Origin of the sequence: Kribbella sp. NPDC056345 (assembly GCF_042262745.1) — a bacterium.
GTDB lineage: Bacteria > Actinomycetota > Actinomycetes > Propionibacteriales > Kribbellaceae > Kribbella.
Window position 1 is genome coordinate 36,348 of record NZ_JBHJQQ010000010.1, and the last position, 16,359, is coordinate 52,706.

Annotated in this window: 13 protein-coding genes; 8 read left to right on the plus strand and 5 right to left on the minus strand. The window is 65.3% G+C overall.

Annotated features, from left to right (window positions below; all coding sequences use genetic code 11):
- The first annotated feature begins 16 nt into the window (after window positions 1–16).
- Together ACFCV3_RS30840 and ACFCV3_RS30845 are read left to right on the plus strand one after the other, a co-directional pair.
- Window positions 17–1,162, plus strand: a complete 1,146-nt coding sequence (locus ACFCV3_RS30840; protein WP_376035782.1) for a hypothetical protein — start codon at window positions 17–19, stop codon at window positions 1,160–1,162.
- Window positions 1,163–1,390: 228 nt separating this feature from the next.
- Window positions 1,391–2,224 (plus strand): hypothetical protein, encoded by an 834-nt coding sequence (locus ACFCV3_RS30845; protein WP_376035784.1) that lies wholly within the window; start codon window positions 1,391–1,393, stop codon window positions 2,222–2,224.
- A gap of 71 nt (window positions 2,225–2,295) precedes the next feature.
- Here the strand turns inward: ACFCV3_RS30845 and ACFCV3_RS30850 are convergent, their stop codons facing one another.
- Window positions 2,296–3,390 carry a winged helix DNA-binding domain-containing protein gene (locus ACFCV3_RS30850; RefSeq protein WP_376035786.1) on the minus strand — a complete coding sequence of 365 codons (1,095 nt, stop codon included), beginning with the start codon at window positions 3,388–3,390 and terminating at the stop codon, window positions 2,296–2,298.
- Between the two features lie 92 nt (window positions 3,391–3,482).
- On the minus strand, window positions 3,483–5,039 hold the full coding sequence (locus ACFCV3_RS30855) for a hypothetical protein (RefSeq protein ID WP_376035788.1): 1,557 nt from the start codon (window positions 5,037–5,039) through the stop codon (window positions 3,483–3,485).
- A 192-nt stretch (window positions 5,040–5,231) separates the two neighbouring features.
- Here ACFCV3_RS30855 and ACFCV3_RS30860 point away from each other — a divergent pair, with 192 nt between their 5' ends.
- Window positions 5,232–7,640 carry a tetratricopeptide repeat protein gene (locus ACFCV3_RS30860; RefSeq protein WP_376035790.1) on the plus strand — a complete coding sequence of 803 codons (2,409 nt, stop codon included), beginning with the start codon at window positions 5,232–5,234 and terminating at the stop codon, window positions 7,638–7,640.
- On the opposite strand, the gene ACFCV3_RS30865 is transcribed toward ACFCV3_RS30860, so the two are convergent.
- The 3 genes from ACFCV3_RS30865 to ACFCV3_RS30875 form a co-directional block, all read right to left on the minus strand.
- A complete protein-coding gene (locus ACFCV3_RS30865; RefSeq protein ID WP_376035792.1) occupies window positions 7,584–7,922 on the minus strand; it encodes a hypothetical protein in 339 nt (112 codons plus the stop codon). The genes ACFCV3_RS30860 and ACFCV3_RS30865 overlap by 57 nt on opposite strands.
- Window positions 7,923–8,011: 89 nt before the next feature.
- Window positions 8,012–8,827 (minus strand): SDR family oxidoreductase, encoded by an 816-nt coding sequence (locus ACFCV3_RS30870; protein WP_376035794.1) that lies wholly within the window; start codon window positions 8,825–8,827, stop codon window positions 8,012–8,014.
- The gene (locus ACFCV3_RS30875; RefSeq protein ID WP_376035796.1) at window positions 8,824–10,278 is read right to left on the minus strand and encodes a flavin-containing monooxygenase; all 1,455 of its coding nucleotides are present in this window, start codon (window positions 10,276–10,278) and stop codon (window positions 8,824–8,826) included. Before ACFCV3_RS30875 ends, ACFCV3_RS30870 begins: the two co-directional genes overlap by 4 nt.
- Before the next feature lie 75 nt (window positions 10,279–10,353).
- On the opposite strand from ACFCV3_RS30875, the gene ACFCV3_RS30880 reads away from it, so the two are divergent.
- The 5 genes from ACFCV3_RS30880 to ACFCV3_RS30900 all read left to right on the plus strand — a co-directional run bounded on the left by ACFCV3_RS30880 (window position 10,354) and on the right by ACFCV3_RS30900 (window position 16,148).
- Complete coding sequence (locus ACFCV3_RS30880; RefSeq protein ID WP_376035798.1) at window positions 10,354–10,941, plus strand: TetR/AcrR family transcriptional regulator; 588 nt, start codon at window positions 10,354–10,356, stop codon at window positions 10,939–10,941.
- A gap of 136 nt (window positions 10,942–11,077) precedes the next feature.
- Complete coding sequence (locus tag ACFCV3_RS30885; protein ID WP_376035800.1) at window positions 11,078–12,535, plus strand: M36 family metallopeptidase; 1,458 nt, start codon at window positions 11,078–11,080, stop codon at window positions 12,533–12,535.
- A gap of 37 nt (window positions 12,536–12,572) precedes the next feature.
- Window positions 12,573–13,484 carry an oxidoreductase gene (locus ACFCV3_RS30890; RefSeq protein ID WP_376035802.1) on the plus strand — a complete coding sequence of 304 codons (912 nt, stop codon included), beginning with the start codon at window positions 12,573–12,575 and terminating at the stop codon, window positions 13,482–13,484.
- 58 nt (window positions 13,485–13,542) lie between these two features.
- The gene (locus ACFCV3_RS30895; protein ID WP_376035804.1) at window positions 13,543–15,111 is read left to right on the plus strand and encodes a CocE/NonD family hydrolase; all 1,569 of its coding nucleotides are present in this window, start codon (window positions 13,543–13,545) and stop codon (window positions 15,109–15,111) included.
- Window positions 15,108–16,148: a lactonase family protein gene (locus ACFCV3_RS30900; protein ID WP_376035806.1), complete on the plus strand. Its 1,041-nt coding sequence runs from the start codon at window positions 15,108–15,110 to the stop codon at window positions 16,146–16,148. Before ACFCV3_RS30895 ends, ACFCV3_RS30900 begins: the two co-directional genes overlap by 4 nt.
- Window positions 16,149–16,359 lie beyond the last annotated feature (211 nt).

Here is a 16,359-nt window from a genome sequence, read left to right on the forward strand (position 1 = left end):
TCAAGGAGGGGGACTGATGTTCATGGAGCCAGGCATCGGTGGCATCTTCGGCGCCTCGGCCGGAAAGGCGGTTGGACTCAAGGCCCTGGGGGCGATGGCGGTCGTCGGCCTGATGGGTCTCGTGATGATCGTTCCGTTCGGAGCCGGCGGTGACCACTACATCTCCAGCTGTCCCGTCATCGGGAACTTCAGGGCCGACGATCCGCCGGCGGATGCACCGACCCGCCAACGACAGATCGCCTTCGCGAAGATCATCGACGGCGTTGCTGTTGCGCGCGGACTACCCGGCCGCGCGACGCTTGTCGCGTTGATGACTGCGCTGCAGGAGTCTCAGCTGGAGAACATCGACTACGGAGACCGGGACTCGGTCGGCTTGTTCCAGCAACGGCCATCGGCAGGGTGGGGTACCGTCGCGGAGATCTTGGATCCGACATACGCGGCCGAAGCCTTCTTCGGTGGAGCCGAGGCACCTGATCCCCCGGGCCTCGTCGATATCGACGGATGGCCCACGATGTCGTACACCGAAGCCGCTCAGGCAGTTCAGGTCTCCGCGTTTCCGAATGCGTATGCCCGACACGAGCGCACCGCGAAGCAGATTGCGACCGAAGCGGGTATTGACCTTGAGCGTTCCGGTGATCCTTACGCCGGCCGAGTGGGGACGAAACCAACTGTCGGTGCGGAGCAGCAGGTCTCCCTGGACGATTGCGAAGACGGCGCGGGCCTGATTGCGGGCCGACCGATCAACGGCGTCTGGCCACCCCAGACGGCCAGTGTCACAGATCCAACTGGCACTGGCGGATTGGTCACCCAGCGAACGGCTGCTTGGGTCGCTCAGGCACGTGCCGCTCTTGCGAATCCGCCGATGAGCTGCTGGGACGCGCACTTGTGGAATCCAACCAGTGACCATCCGAAGGGGAAGGCCTGCGACTTGTTCGTGGGGGCTGACGCGCGCAGCTCAGCTGCGGCGCGATCCAAGGGCGATCGGATTGCGAACTGGACCATTCAAACCGCGGGCACGACGGGGGTCCGCTACTTGATCTGGTACGGAAGAATTTGGAGTGCACGCACAGGGCAGTGGAAGCCTTACAACGGCGGCGGTGTCTACGATCCGAGCAACGCGACAGGCGGTCATTACGATCATGTCCATGTGTCGCTTTACTGAGTCCAACCACTGAGGCGGTACATGAGCAGCGCACAAGATCCTGTCGAGCCCGCCGGGAGCGAGCCTCACCGGATTGAGTCGAATGAAGCGCGGTCCCCGGTGCCGCGCGCCGACGACTCGCTGAAGCAGCAGCCGAATCAGCAACCGTCTGTTCCGTGGGGGAACGGGGCGCCAGCTTCGCCAGGCGCACCCGGAGGAACTGCGCTGCTCGCAGCTGAGGTCTTGTCGATGATTCTCTGGGCCGGGGCCAGCTTCGTCATCCTCTACTGGCTGACGCAGACCTTCGACTGGACGGCCTGGGGACTGATCGTGGGCTGGCTGCTGACCGGGCTCATCGTGATCTGGCCAGGGTCCGATGCTCTCCTGGCGAAGTATCTGCTCGGCCTGCGGCGACCGACCATGGTCGAAGGTCAGCGTCTTGCGCCCAGCTGGTACGCAGTCGCGAACCGTGCGGGGATCGATCCCAATAGTTATACGGTCTGGGTACAGAACGCGGAGACGGCCACCGGGTTCGTGACCGGCGGCAACACCATCTCCGTAACGCGTTGGGCTCTTTACACCTTGCCCCCGGCTCACCTCGAGGCAGTCCTGGCACATGACCTCGAGATGCACAAGAGGGGTCACTCGTGGTTCGGTCGAGTCATGCACTGGTACTCGATTCCAGCGAGGCTGGTCAGCTTAGTCATCCGGTTGTTGCTCAAGCTGAGCCGGGCGATCCCGGCCGTCGGATGCACGATCATAGGCTTCTTACTTGTTGCCTACCTCGGCCTCATTCTGGTTGCCCTGGTCTTCTATGACAGCCTCGCGGTACCGCTGATGTTCTTGCTGCCGCTCTTCACGCCCTTGCTGTTCCTCGGCGCGGGGAAGCTGATGGAGCGTTTGGCAGATCGGGCGACCGTCGACCTGGGATTCGGCCGGAAGTTGCTGGAGGTCTTTTACGGTTGGCAGGGTCAGCACGAGGGTGGGCCGCGGCGGGGTGCATTGCAGCCGGAATGGCTTACGGGCCAGCCATCGATCGCCGAGCGAATTCGGGCCGTCGAGGTCTATCTTCAGCGTCAGTAAGGCGGTACTCGACTATCCGTCGAACACCGAATCACTACAGCCTGGCCCGGAAGGGGCGGGCTGTTTTGGTCTTACGGGGTGAGGAAGCGGATGTCTTGGGTGGCGGTGGGGTTGGTGAAGGTGAGGAGGGCTTGGGCTTCGGGTTCTATGAGGGACTGGGTCTTCTTGGGGAGGTTGGTGATGGGGGTGATTTCCAGGTGGGCTTGGGTCTTGGTGTTTTTGGGGAGGCGCCAGGTGGCGGTGGGGTGGCCGTTGTGGAGGAGGGTGCCTTGGACGTAGAGGGACTGGAGGCGGGTGGTGGGGGTGGGGAGCCAGCGGGAGCGGTTGGCGTGGGAGAGGTAGAGGTTGTCGAATTCGGGGAGGAAGCGGATGGGGGGATCGATGTCCGGGTCGGGGAGGGTGAGGGTGGGGAGGTCGTAGAGGGTTCGGCCTGAGTCGGCGTCGGTGTAGGTGCGGAGGTCCAGGCGGTCGAAGATTTCGGTGAGGTGGGTCAGGCCGGACCAGGACTGGGCGTCCATGACCGAGGCTGGGCCGTAGGCGGCCAGGTAGCGGAGGACCAGGGACTCTGGGTTGGGGGATGGGTCCAGGTCGGCGTTGAGCCAGAGGTGGGGGAGGGACATGGCGGGATTGCCGCCTTTGCCCCAGATGCCTCGGGGTGGGGTTTGGATGGTGGGGAGGAGGCAGCGGACGGCGTGGGCCAGGGCCGCGGGGTCGCGGTCGGGCCAGAGTGGGGCCAGGTGTTCGCGGAGTTGTACGGCGGTCGCCGGGCTCTCGGTGATGCGGTCGGTGCCGGCTTGGAGGACTGCGGGCATGTCCAGGCCCTCGAGGCGGTGGCGGCCGTAGGTCATGTTCTGGAAGACCTCGCGGTCGAGGCGGGGCTGGATGAGCGGGCGGAAGGCGAGGAAGTCGGGGCTCGTCATGAGGTGGATGGTGGCGCGCATCATCGAGCCGCGGACGGCTTCGCGGCCTTCGAGGAGTTTGACCAGGTCGTCGGGCTGGAAGTTGGTGAGGCGGGTCCAGAGGCCGACGTACGGCGCGAGGGGGACTTGGGCCTGCATGCCGACGAGGTGCTCGATGGCTTCGAGGGCGGTGGCGTCGTGGCGTTCGAGCAGCCACTGACGCTGGAGGGTGGCGCGGTTCTGGGCTTGCAGGCTCAACTTCGACATGGCCGATCTTCTCCCGGCCAGCGGTTCATCCGCCAGGATGCGCCGTAGCTAATGATGTAGGAGCGGGCAGATGCCTGCGGGTTTGCAGCGCTTTACAGAGAGTCAGATCTGGTGCGGACCAGCGACACGGCGAGTATGAACAACGCTGGTAGGTCGAGAGCCTCGGGCTCGGGATTGTCGATCGCACTGAGGACGCGCTTCGACAAGGTGCGGCCACCCAACTGCTCGGCGAGATTCGCTGCTCGCTTCGGGGCGTCATCGTCGGCGCTGATCTCGTCCAGCAGGTGGAGCTCCAGCGAATCGAGTACTTCGCAGAGCAGCACGACATCCGCGTGGTCAGCATTGCTTTCGATCAGGGCCAGCATTCGTCGAGCGAAGTTGGCGTCGGCCGCGGCCTCGTGAATGGTCAGGAATGCGAGCTGAAGACGAAGGTTGTCGAGTTCGCTCTCGAAATCAGGTGGAGACGCCTCCGGATGCTGCTGGACCCACCGTTCAATCGCACTATGGAAGTCCTGGCGGTCTTGTGCCGACGAGAATGAGCCGTCGGGCTGCGGCAGTGCTACCTCGTTGCCAAGGAAGACATCGATCCATGCGCGGTGAAGGCCGAAGGCTTCGAAGGCGGCCCTGGCGGTGTCGTCGGAGATGCGCTCGCCGTGTGATTCAACTCCGGCGAAGATACGGTCGTCCGGAGCCGGAGCACGTCCATGCTGCTTCTCGAAGCTGCGCGCCTCCTGGCGAAGCAGGTGGGCAACCGTCGGGTTGATCTTCATCGTTCGGAGCGATCTGGTGACAACGCGGTTGTGGCCTCGGGCGATGGCCAGCGAAACAAAGTCTGTTCCTGGCTCGCTGTGCCACCGGCGGTCTTCGTCGGTGACGGGGTCATGGATCGACGCGTGCATGAGCAACCGGCCTAGGGTTTCCTCTGCACCGAGATCGTGCACGTCGGCGTACAAAAGGGTGTCGACGACTGGGACGAGTGGTGAATCATCGGCCAGCCCGAGTGCCCACGCTTCTGCCCGCACCGAGAGGTCGGCCAGCTCTTCGCGGTCTGTCGCGACCAGCACGGAGTACAGGCCTGTGAGCATGAGTGCGCCGTGCGCATGTACCGGGAGGCGAGCTCGTGTCAGGAGAAGCGCTCCGTCAAGCACGAGGTCGAGGCATGAATCCGGAGAAGCGCCGGCGGTGTCGAGTTCGGACAGGAGCTGACGGGCTTGCTTGATGGCCTTTTTCGTCGGGGTGGGACTCTTGCTCTGAGGACCCTGGACGAATCGGGCGGATCCGAGGCACACCGCTGGGTGCAGAGCTTTCGGTATCGATCGCCGATCCAAGCCGGCTGCCTCGAGCCGCTCGGCAAGCGCATGGAGAACCTCACCTGAATCGGTAGGGAGGTCCAACTCCTGGCTCAGCCGAAGTGTTTCGTCGACGACGCATCCGATTCCCTCCCAGTGCCGAGTGTCGTGGAGCTTGCGGAACCAAGCCGTTCGCGTATTGCCGAATTGGTGCGCATCGGTGAAGGAGTTCGGAAAGACGATCCCCAGCAGGAGGAGATCCAGCGAATCGAGATCGTCGAACCAGTCAGGTGCATCCTTTGTGCTGATAGCAGTCGCGAGCGCGCCGTATCCCGTGGCGTAGGCTTCCGCGATGGTCATCCGGCTAGACGGATCGAGCCGTATCAGTCGTTGCAATGCCTGGTCTGCGGAGGAGATAGGTTCGCCGGAGTCAAGCCGATCCTGCCTGGGCTTCGATCGCTTCGACCGGTTCCGCTTGGCCTTGCCCACCACAGGATCCCCTCAATCGACGCATCCCAGCTCGTGCCTCCCTCAGCTATCCTAAGTTGTCGAGTGCAGGACGGACCGGCGGAGGACGGGAGCCAGGTGGATTCTCACAACGAGATCACTGGTGACATCCACGGCGTTGCGCTGCAGGTTGGCGCGAATCATGGCCAGATCGTCGTCAGTGGGGAAACCACCGCGGCCTACCTCCGTGATTCGAACGTCTGGCCTGCGGCCAAGGACTGGAATGCTCTGGCAGCCGGAATACATCCGGCGCGAGCAGAGGATGCTAGTGAGGCCATCACTCCTTACGTGACCCGCGATATCGATCAGCAACTTCGCATCGATCTTTCGTCGGCAGCGGAGCGCGGCGGGCTGATCCTGCTCGTCGGGCAATCGGCGTCGGGTAAGTCCAGGACGGCATTCGAAGCGCTCCGTGCGGAGTTGCCCGAGCACAGGGTCGCGACTCCGGCCGGTCGTCCGGACTTGGCCGCGGTGCTGAATGCTGTTCGGAAGACGCCATTGCCCTGTGTACTTTGGCTTGACGAGCTGGACGTGTTTCTAGGACCGGGTGGGCTGGATCACAATGTGCTCAGAGCCTATGCATCTCTCCGCATTCCGATCCTCGGCACGATGCGCATGCAGCGCTTCCTCACCTACAGCGGCAACCGGCGTCGCGCTGATGGCGATCCGTTGCTCCGGCAGATGGCGATGATCGAAGAGCGCGTGCTGAACATGGCGCGGGTACTTGAGGTCTCCAGCCGATGGACCGAAACGGAACTACACCGAGCGGAAGAGCAGAACGACCCACGCGTCCGTGATGCGCTTGCCCACCATGAGACATACGGCATTGCCGAGTACATCGCGGCCGGCCCTGCGCTGTGGAATGAGTGGCGAAGGTCGTCTGACGTCGGCGGCCATCCCAGAGGGGCGGCGTTGATTGCGGCGGCCGTCGATCTCGCTCGAACGGGATTGCCCGGCCCGTTCCCGGAGGACTTGGTGCTGGGCCTGCACGAGCGTTATCTCGAGGCGCATGGCGGTGCTCTGCTCCGGCCTGAACCTGTGCCCGAGGCGATCGAGTGGGCGACTCGAAGTCGTTATCGGGCGGTGAGTCCGTTGATGCCCGTGCGTACCGGGTTCTGGCGCGTGTTCGACTACCTGGTCGACAGATCTGAGGAAGCGATCCCGTCGCAACGCGTTCCGGCCGCTACGTGGGCGGTCGCTGCGGCCGAGGCCACCGGGACTCAGCGGTTCGATGTTGCGCTGAAGGCAGCCGAGAGCGGCACGGCGGCAGCACAAGAATTCGCAGAGTCCATCTGGCTCGAGGCCTTGGAGGTTTCCAACAACGCTTACGAAGCTGTCATCGCGTACAACCTGGGCGTGCTCTACCTAGACATCGGTCGAGCAGGCCGGGCGATCCCGCTGTTCGAGCGAGCGGCCGAGGCCGGCGAGCCTCGGGCGGCCTTCAACCTGAGCGTCTTGTACAGGCAGAACGACGACAAAGAAGCGGCGCAGCGTTGGAGTCGCTTGGCTGCGGAGCTGGGGTATCCGCCCGCCTTCTTCCAGGTTGGGTTCGATATCGAAGAGCGCGGAGACATCGAGGAGGCCGAGCGGTGGTACCGGCGCGGTGCTGAGGCTGGGGAGTACCGCTCAGCTACCCAGCTCGGGACCATCCTGAGCGAGCGGGGCCATGAAGGTGAGGCACAACTGCTGTATCACCAGGCGGAGGCTGCCGGTGACCTTGTGGCGACCTACAACATCGGTCTGTTCCATCACCTCGCCGAGCGGCTGGACCTTGCCGAGGCGCGGTACGCAAAGGTCGCCGGGAGCGTGCCAGAAGCGGCGCTGAACCTTGGAACTATTCGCGAGGCAGCCGGTGATGTCCGGCAAGCTAAACACTGGTACGAGCATGCCGCCGACGCGGGCTTGCCAGCGGGAGCGTACAACCTGGGCATTCTGCTCGAGAAGGCCGGCGACACGGCTGGAGCCGAGGAGTGGCTCGCACGGGCTGCGGAGAGCGGACACATCCCGGCGGTTCACGTACTCGCCAAGATCCTTTATCAGTCAGGTCGCCTCAGCGAGGCAATTCCGCTGCTTATGAAGGCGTCGTCACTTGGGGACGCGCTCGCCACGGGGGTGTTGGGAGAAGTGCTAGTGGACGTCGATCGTATCGATGAGGCGATTCACTACTTGACCGTGGCGGCAGAACAGGGCAATCGGGACGCGGCCTACAACCTAGCGGTTGCCTACGAACGACTTGACGACTTGCCGTCGGCAAAAAGCTGGTTCCGTGACGCTGCCGACAAAGGCGACAAGGAGTCCGCGCTCTGTCTGGCAGATCTGCTGTTCAGGAGCGGGGAGGTCGCGTCGGCTGCGTGGTGGATCCGCCGCGGCCGTCGGATGCCGACCAGCTCGGTGTCGTCAGAAAGTGATATTGCCGTGGATGTCGCGGGCTTGGACGACCTTGCCGCTGACTGATCCTGAGACCTGATTGGCGACACCGCCGTGCTCGGCTTGCAGTTCAGAAGCCCACAGCGAGCGCAGCTGGTCGGCGAACTGGGCGTCGCTCTGCTCGGCCTTGGCCAACTCGACGGCCAGCTGCTGAACTTCGGCCGACGTCGCATCCGTTCCCTCCGCAGCCTCTAGAGCTGCTCTGGCCTCAGCACGATGTGAGAAGGCTTGCTTGACCAGGTCATACATTGATTTGGCAGCGTTACCGGCAAGCGCCGTAGCTATCGACACGAGGATCGGATCAACCATCGGGGCACGCTCCAGATTGTCGGGGTATTCAGTGTCTACAACCTAGACGGCCAATCTCCCGCGCTCGTTCCGGATACTGCCGGCGAAAGCTAGTCCTTCCGAGATTCGGCGAAACCAGTGATGCGTTGGACATACTCAGTGCGACTGGCTGTGTCCAGCCTGAGTCCGCGGTCGTCGCCGGCTAGGCGGCGGGCTTGGGACATGAGGCGGGAGGGGACTAGGCCGTCGAGGGTTTTCCAGGCGCCTAGCCAGCGGGGGACTGCTAGCTCGGGTTGGCGGGTTCGGCAGGTTCGGAGGACGGCGGCGGCTACGTCGGTGGGGTCGGCGGTGGGGAGGAGACCGCCTAGGCGGACGCCGGAGGAGAGGGAGGTTCGGACGGCGGAGGGGAGGACTGCGCTGGCTGTTACGCCGGTGTTGTGGAGTTCGCGGCGGACGGCGGCGGTGAGGCCGACGGCGGCGTACTTGGAGGCGTTGTAGACGGCCATGCCGGGGAAGGGGATCTTGCCGGCCATCGAGGCGATGTTGACGATGTGGCCGTGGTGGCGGTCGAGCATGCCGGGGAGGACCAGGCGCATGCCGTGGATGAGGCCCCAGACGTTGACGTCCATGGTTGCTCGGCTGATCTCGTCGGGTTCGTCGAGGAAGGCGCCGAGCGGCATGACGCCGGCGTTGTTCACCAGTACGTCGATGTGGCCGGACTTGGCGAGGACGGTGTCGATGAAGGCGGCGAAGGAAGCGCGGGAGGTGACGTCGAGGGGGTGGACCGTGGGGTCGCCGGCGGGGTCGAGGTCGCCACGGTGGACCGTGGCGCCCGCGGTGGTGAAGGCCTCGGCGGTGGCTTGGCCGATGCCTCGGGCGGCGCCGGTGACTACGACTACGGCGCCGTTGAGGTCTAAGGGTTTCATCGGACTGCCTCCAGGGGCTTGGAGATGGTGTAGTCGGAGGGCGAGAACCGGGCGACGTCGCGTTGCAGGCGGGCGCTGGACCAGGGCCAGCTGAAGGAGTTGCGGCCGTTGGTGTCGTGGTAGTAGCTGGCGCAGCCGCCGGTTTCGTAGACCGTGCCGGTGAGGGCCGACTGGACCGAGGTGACGAAGGCTTCCTGGACTTCGGGGCGGACGTCGAGACTGGACCAACCCCGGTTGAGGAGGGTCGAGACGGCCTGCAGCACGTGGTCGAGCTGGGCCTCGAGGATCATGAAGGCCGAGGTGTGGCCGGTGCCCAGGTTCGGGCCGAGGAGGTTGAAGGCGTTCGGGAATCCGGTCACGGCGGTGCCGAGATAGGCCTGGGGTGAGCCGTTCCAGACGTCGTCGAGCGACTCGCCGGCGGCGTTGTGGACCCGGGAGGCGATCGGCAGGTCGAGGATCTTGAAGCCCGTGCCGAGGATGACGACGTCGGCCTCGATCCGCGTGCCGTCGGCGCCGAGCACCGTGGAGCCGTCGAAGCCTGCGACCGCGGTCGGGTGGACGGAAACGTTGCCCGAGGCAAGGGCTGGGTAGTAGGTGTTCGACATCAGGATGCGTTTGCAACCGAGCGTGTACGTCGGGGTGAGAGCCGAGCGCAAGGCCGCCGACGGGACCGAGCGGCGCAGGTGCATCCGTCCGACGGCCTCGACGAAACGCATCAACCGTGGATGCCGGAAGCCCAGTCCCAGCGTCTCCATGCCGAGGTACTCGACCTGCCGGAGCAAGCGTTGCGCGAGCGGAAACCTCCGGAACAGCCAACGCTCGGCAGACGGCACGTAGTGATCAGGCTTCGGCAGCACCCACTGCGCGGTCCGTTGGAAGACATGCAGCGAGGCCACGGAAGGCTGGATCGCAGGAATGAACTGCACCGCCGACGCACCCGTCCCGATCACCGCAACCCGCTTACCAGCAAGGGAAACCGAGTGGTCCCACCGCGACGAGTGAAACACGGGACCGTCGAAGGACCCAGGGATCGACGGCATCAGAGGCTCATGCCAAGGCCCGGTGGCCGTGATCAGCACCCGGGCTTCGAGCGGACCCGAAGAGGTCTCCAACGACCAAACGGCGCGCACCGGATCCCACGAGGCGCGCCGCAGCTCGACACCGAAGCGCAGATGCGGGCGAACGCCGTACCGATCGGTGGTGTGCTCCAAGTACTGCCGGATCTCCGCCTGCTCCGCGAAAGCGCGGGTCCACGACGGGTTCGGGGCGAACGAGTACGAGTACAACGCAGACGGTACGTCGCACGCACACCCCGGATACGTGTTGTCCCGCCACGTCCCACCGAGCGAAGGCCCCTTCTCCAGTACGGCGAAGTCCGTGATCCCGGCCTGGCGCAGCCGGATCGCCGCCCCGAGACCGGAAACCCCAGCTCCAACGATCACAACGTCCATGAGCAACCACCTCCAGAAACCGACAGTATCCGAATACCGAAGGAATTCCAATACCGAACAACTAGAGTGACAGTCATGGCGAGAATGACCCGCGCGGAGAGTCAGGCGCAGACCCGCGAAGCCCTCACTGCGACCGCGACCGAGTTGTTCCTGAGGGACGGGTACGCCGCCACGTCGCTCGAGAAGGTGGCCGACGAGGCAGGTTTCTCCAAGGGCGCGGTCTACTCGAACTTCCGCAACAAGGACGAACTCTGTCTCGCGGTGGTGGATGCGATCCGCGAGGACCAGGCGAACAAGCTGGCCAAGGCGCTCGAAGGAGCCGAGACCCTAGAGGTCATGCTGGAGGGCTTCCAGCGCTGGGCCGACACGACCATCGGTGACGTCGGCTGGACGGTGTTCGAGGTCGAGTTCTCGACGCGCGCGCGGCAGGACGAAGACCTGAGGCGAGAGCTTGCCGAGCGCAACGCAGCGATCCGCAATGCGGCCGCGCTGCTGCTGGGCGCACACGCGCTCGAGTTCGACATCACGCTGCCGATGCCGGCCGCGGACTGCGCGACGGCGCTACTGAGCCTCGGTGTCGGCCTCGGCGTGCAGCGCGCGATCGACCCCGGTGTCGGCGTCGACGTACTGCCCAGTGTCATCCGGCTGCTGGCCGGGCGTTGACAAGGTTTTCCCTTGCCGACGCGAAATGCCGGGAAGATCTGCTTCCCTCCGGGTACCGAAGCGAACTAGGGTCTCGACGGATCGTAGTGGTTGCGTCACGCAACCTGAACGAATCGCCGACTGTGGGAGGGAATGTATGTCGAACCGCCGCAAGGCGCTCGTGGCCGTCACCGCCGGACTGGCCACCGTCTCGCTCGGTCTGTCCGTCACCAGCGCCGCGGGGGCAGCGCCGGAAGCCACCACCCTGGGCAGCCTGAAGCTCGTCAAGACCAAGACATCTTTGCTCGGCAAGCACTACTGGTACCAGCAGACCTTCAAGGGGCTGCCGGTGATCAACGGGTACTACGCGAAGCACGAGTCCAAGTCCGGTGTGCAGATCGCCGACGGCCGCGACGCCGTACCGGCGAACCTGGACGTCTCGGCGAAGCTGCCGGCCGCGACGGCCAACACCAAGGCGGCCGAGGCGATCAACGCCAAGGCCGCGCGGGCCCGGATCGCGGGTGCGGACAAGGAGGCCGAGAAGGTTCCGGCCGCCGGTCGGAGCACCGCGCAGCTGGCCGTCATCGGTGGGCCGGACGCTCGCCTGGTGTGGGCGGTCACCAGCCGCTCGAACGAGGGCTCGACCCGGAGTCTGGTCGACGCGGACAGCGGTTCGGTCGTCGAGTCGAAGGTGCTCAGCGACAACGCCAACGGGCGCGGCTCGGTCTTCGACCCGAACCCGGTGGTCAGTGAGCAGAACGAGAAGCTCACCGACAACAACGACAAGAATTCCGACGAACTGTTCCTGGCGCAGAAGAACGTGATCCTGCGCAACCTGGACGGCTCCGGCAAGCTCAACGGCACCTACGTGAACATCGTGGAGGCCAAGGGCGGCGTCGCCGAGAACAAGAACAACAACTTCGTCTACCAGCGCGCGAACGACAAGTTCGAGCAGGTGATGTCGTACTACCACGTCAACCAGACCCAGGAGTACATCCACAGCCTCGGCTTCACCGAGGTGAACAACGAGTCCCAGGACTTCGCCATCAACACGTTCGACGGGGACAACTCGTTCTACGACCCCTCGGTCGACCGGATCACCATGGGTGAGGGTGGTGTCGACGACGGCGAGGACGCCGAGGTGATCTGGCACGAGTACGGTCACGCGATCCAGGACGACGTCGTCCCCGGGTACGGCGAGTCGCTGCAGGCCGGTGCGATCGGCGAGGGCTTCGGTGACTACTGGGCCGTCACGATGTCGGTCCCGGTCAGCAACGGGTTCGAGCTGCCCTGCGTGATGGACTGGGACGCGACGTCGTACACGTCCACCGAGCCGCACTGCCTGCGTCGTACCGACACCGGCAAGACCACCGACGACATCGTCGGCCAGGTGCACGACGACGGTGAGATCTGGTCGAACGCGCTGTGGGACATCCACCAGGCGCTCGGCCGCGACAAGGCCAACAAGGTGGTCCTCGAGGGCACGTTCTTCTACGCCCCCGACACGTCGTTCGCCGACGCCGCCCGGGTCACGGTGCAGGCCGCCCGCCTGCTCTACGGCAAGGCCGACGCGCAGAAGGTCACCGACGCCTTCAAGGCCCGCAAGATCCTCTAGCAGTAACAGGTCATGCGCCTGCAGCTACTGTGGGCGCATGACCTGGAGTACGGCGGACATCCCGGACCTGACCGGACGACGGGCGCTCGTCACCGGCGCCACGAGTGGACTCGGCTACGAGACGGCGAAGGTGCTGCTCGAGCACGGTGCCGAGGTGCTGGTCGCGGCGCGCAATCCGGAGAAGACTGCCGATGCGGTCCAGCGCCTCAAGCAGGCAACGGGCAAACAGCCTGTCAGGGTCGAGCTGGACCTGGCAGACCTGTCGAGTGTCGAGCGCGCCGCCACCCATGTCGCGAACAGCTACGACAGCCTCGACATCCTGGTCAACAACGCCGGCGTGATGGCGACGCCGTACCGGCAGACCATCGACGGTTTCGAGCTCCAGCTCGGGACCAACCACCTCGGCCACTTCGCCCTCACCGGCCGCCTCATGCCGCTGCTCCAAAGCGGACGAGTCGTCACCGTCAGCTCCTTCATGCACAAGTCGGCGCGGGGGATCGCGGAAGCCGATCTGAGGCAGCAGGCGAGCGGCTATTCGAAGTGGCCGCAGTACAGCAAGTCCAAGCTGGCCAACCTGCTCTTCATGTTCGAGCTCGGCCGCCGCGTGCCGTCCGTGCTGAGTGTTGGAGCGCACCCCGGGTACGCCTCGACCCACCTCCAGGCGGCCGGTCCCGAGCTCGCCGGGCAGAAGCTGCAGGCCAAAGTCTGGGCCGGGATCAACCTGTTCGCCCAGTCCGCCGCGGCCGGTGCCTGGCCGAGCCTGTACGCCGCGACCCGTCCAGACCTCCACCAGGGCGCGTACGTCGGCCCCAGCTTCTTCGAGTACCGCGGTAAGCCGGCAATCGTCCGTCCGACCCGGACTGCGCAGGACCCGGAGCTCGCCCAGAGCCTCTGGGCCTGGTCCGTAGAGGCGACCGGCATAGATCCAGCACTCGCCGTAGCGAGCTAGTGACAGAGCGGCGTTCCTGTGGTTACCATCCGGTAATTTCCCAGCCGGAGGTCGCCCCGTGCGCAGAATCGCCGCCGCCCTTGCCGTAGCTCTCCTCGCCGCCCTCACGCTCGGCCCGCCGGCGCAGGGTGCCGAGCCCGGCTTCAGTACGTCGTACCAGCGCATCCAGGGTGCCGGTGGTATCCAGATCGGTGCTGTCGTCCTGACCCCGACCGGTCAGGGCAGCGGCCCGTTCCCGCTCGTGGTGATGCCGTCGAGCTGGGGCGTGCCGAACCTCGAGTACGTCGGCCAGGGCAGCAAACTGGCCAAGTCGGGCTTCCAGGTCATCTCGTACTCCAGCCGCGGCTTCTGGGACACGGGCGGCGGCATCGACGTGGCCGGCCCGCCGACGGTGGCCGACGTCTCCAAGGTGATCGACTGGGCCGCCTTGAACACGCCCGCCGACACCAGCAAGGTCGCCGCGGTCGGCATCTCGTACGGCGCTGGTACGTCGCTGCTCGCCTCCGCGGAAGATCCCCGGATCAAGGTGGTCGGTGCCCTGAGCGGCTGGGCCGACCTCATCAAGTCGATCGACCCGAACGAGACGGTCTCCCTCCAGGCCGTCGCCGGACTGCTTGCCATCGGCAACATCACCGGCCGCCCTGGGCCGGAGCTGCAGTCACTGCAGGCCAAGTTCCTCACTGGCCGGTACGACGAGGCTATCGCCGAGGCGAAGGTTCTTGCCCCGGTGCGCTCCGCGCAGACCGTGGTCGGCAAGATCAACGCCAACAAGCCGGCCGTCTTCCTCGCGAACGCCTTCGAGGACTCGATCTTCCCGCCGACCCAGTACACCGACTTCTTCACCGCACTGACCGGTCCGAAGCGACTCCAGCTCGCCCACGGCGACCATTCGACTCCTGAGGTGCCTGGCGCGATCGGCCTGCCGAACGAGACCTGGGACGAGCTCGTCGCCTGGATGCGCCACTACCTGACCGGCACGGACAACGGCGCCGACACCGAGCCGCCCGTCCAGCTGAAGTCCCAGCGCAAAACCTGGCGCGGGTACGACAACTGGGCTGCAGTCGGTCAGCCGCGGACGACGTACCTGAGTAAGGCAAATCTCCAGACCAGACCAGCCACGGGTTGGCAGCGTGGCATCGCGGCCGGCGTGCCGACGGTTGCCGACAGTGGGATCGCCCTGGTGTCCGGTGCGCTGCAAGGCCTGCTCTCCATCCCGACCGGCGTCGCGACCCCTTTGATCGATCGATCATTCGCCGGCGTCTGGTCGGGAGAGGTCTACCCCAGCCCCACGATCGTCAACGGATCCCCGGAACTGCACTTCACAGCAACACCCTCTGTGAAGGACACTTCACTCTTCGCGTACCTCTATGACGTCAACGCGCTAGGAGTCGGATCCTTGATCTCGCACAAACCGCTCACACTGCGAGGGGCAACCCCCGGCAAAGCCGTCAGCATCGATCTGCGCATGGAAGCCACCAGTTGGGAGGTCCCGGCCGGTCACCATCTGGTCCTCGTTGTCGACACCGTCGACCCGCGCTACCTCGGCCGGAGCTCCGTCGGCAGCTCGGTCACCTTCAGCTCACCCGCGGGCGACCCGGCCAGCCTGACCGTGCCGGTGGCCGCGTGACCACGACGCGCCGGGGATTCCTCGGCCTCACCGCTGCCGCCATCGCCGCCGCCCCGCTCAAGGCTCAGGCCGCGGCACCGAAGTACCTCTACCACGGCCGGTACGGCGACGGTGTCGGCATCGCGTCGTACGACGCCGCCGGCAAGATCACGTCCACCGGCGTACTGAAGGGGGTGGCCGACCCGTCCTTCATCATCCGTTCGGGCAACTTCCTGTACGCCGTCAACGAGCAGGCGACCGGGGCTGTCAGTGCGATCGCGGTCGATGCCCCCGGCAAACTTCGACTGATCAATCGGCAACCCAACAAGGGTTCTGGTCCCTGTCATCTGGCCGTTGCCAACGGCTACCTCTTGAGTGCGAACTACAGCTCCGGTGATGTCGCCGTCCACAAACTCAGGGCTGACGGCGGTATCGGCACCCAGACCGACCTCGTCAAACATGCCGGTGACGGTCCGCATGCGCATCAGGTCGTCGTCGCCGGCAACTACATTCTGGCGGTCGACCTGGGGACCGACTCGGTCTACACCTACACGCTGACGAGCGGGAAGCTCGCGCTCAAGCACCAGCTGACGCTGACGGCAGGTGCCGGTCCGCGGCACCTCGCGTTCCACCCGTCCGGCAAATTCGCCTACGTGGCCAACGAGTTGAACAGCACGATCACCGTCTGCAGCTACGCCGACGGCAAGCTCACCGCGCTGAGCACCCAGAGCACGGTCCCGGCCGGCTCGCCGACGAACTACCCGGGTGAGGTGATCGTGTCCCCGGACGGCCGGTACGTCTACCTCACCAACCGCGGCCACAACAGCATCGCCGTCTTCGCGACCTCGGCGACCGGCGACGCGCTCAAACTCCAGGCGACGCCGAATGCCGGCGGTGTGTGGCCGCGGCACTGCATCATCGATCCGACCGGCGGTCTGCTCTTCGTCTCCAACCAGAACTCGGGCAACATCGTCACCTTCGCGGTCGACCTCGCGTCCGGGAACCTGACTCAGAAGAGCTCGTTCAGTACGCCGACGCCTGTGTGCGTCAATGTTTGATTCTGATCGAGGTCTTGCGTTCTTACGTTGAAAACGTTTCCATTGGAGCGCCTTTCCCCGCCCTGAAAGGAGCTCCAATGTTCAAGCTTGTCGTCGCGGCCGCACGTGCGGCCGCCACCACCCTCGTAACGACGGCGCCGGCCGCCCCCGCCGCTTGGCAGCGCCGAAACCCCCCCCGCACCCCCCCCAGGACCGACGCAGTCACACCCTC

What these genes read in the sequence shown, in the direction of transcription:
- ACFCV3_RS30875 (WP_376035796.1), bottom strand. Translation starts at nt 10,278, where the DNA reads ATGGACGTTGTGATCGTTGGAGCTGGGGTTTCCGGTCTCGGGGCGGCG.
- ACFCV3_RS30840 (WP_376035782.1), top strand. Translation starts at nt 17, where the DNA reads ATGTTCATGGAGCCAGGCATCGGTGGCATCTTCGGCGCCTCGGCCGGA.
- ACFCV3_RS30850 (WP_376035786.1), bottom strand. Translation starts at nt 3,390, where the DNA reads ATGTCGAAGTTGAGCCTGCAAGCCCAGAACCGCGCCACCCTCCAGCGT.
- ACFCV3_RS30890 (WP_376035802.1), top strand. Translation starts at nt 12,573, where the DNA reads ATGACCTGGAGTACGGCGGACATCCCGGACCTGACCGGACGACGGGCG.
- ACFCV3_RS30865 (WP_376035792.1), bottom strand. Translation starts at nt 7,922, where the DNA reads ATGGTTGATCCGATCCTCGTGTCGATAGCTACGGCGCTTGCCGGTAAC.
- ACFCV3_RS30855 (WP_376035788.1), bottom strand. Translation starts at nt 5,039, where the DNA reads ATGACCATCGCGGAAGCCTACGCCACGGGATACGGCGCGCTCGCGACT.
- ACFCV3_RS30885 (WP_376035800.1), top strand. Translation starts at nt 11,078, where the DNA reads ATGTCGAACCGCCGCAAGGCGCTCGTGGCCGTCACCGCCGGACTGGCC.
- ACFCV3_RS30870 (WP_376035794.1), bottom strand. Translation starts at nt 8,827, where the DNA reads ATGAAACCCTTAGACCTCAACGGCGCCGTAGTCGTAGTCACCGGCGCC.
- ACFCV3_RS30880 (WP_376035798.1), top strand. Translation starts at nt 10,354, where the DNA reads ATGGCGAGAATGACCCGCGCGGAGAGTCAGGCGCAGACCCGCGAAGCC.
- ACFCV3_RS30845 (WP_376035784.1), top strand. Translation starts at nt 1,391, where the DNA reads ATGATTCTCTGGGCCGGGGCCAGCTTCGTCATCCTCTACTGGCTGACG.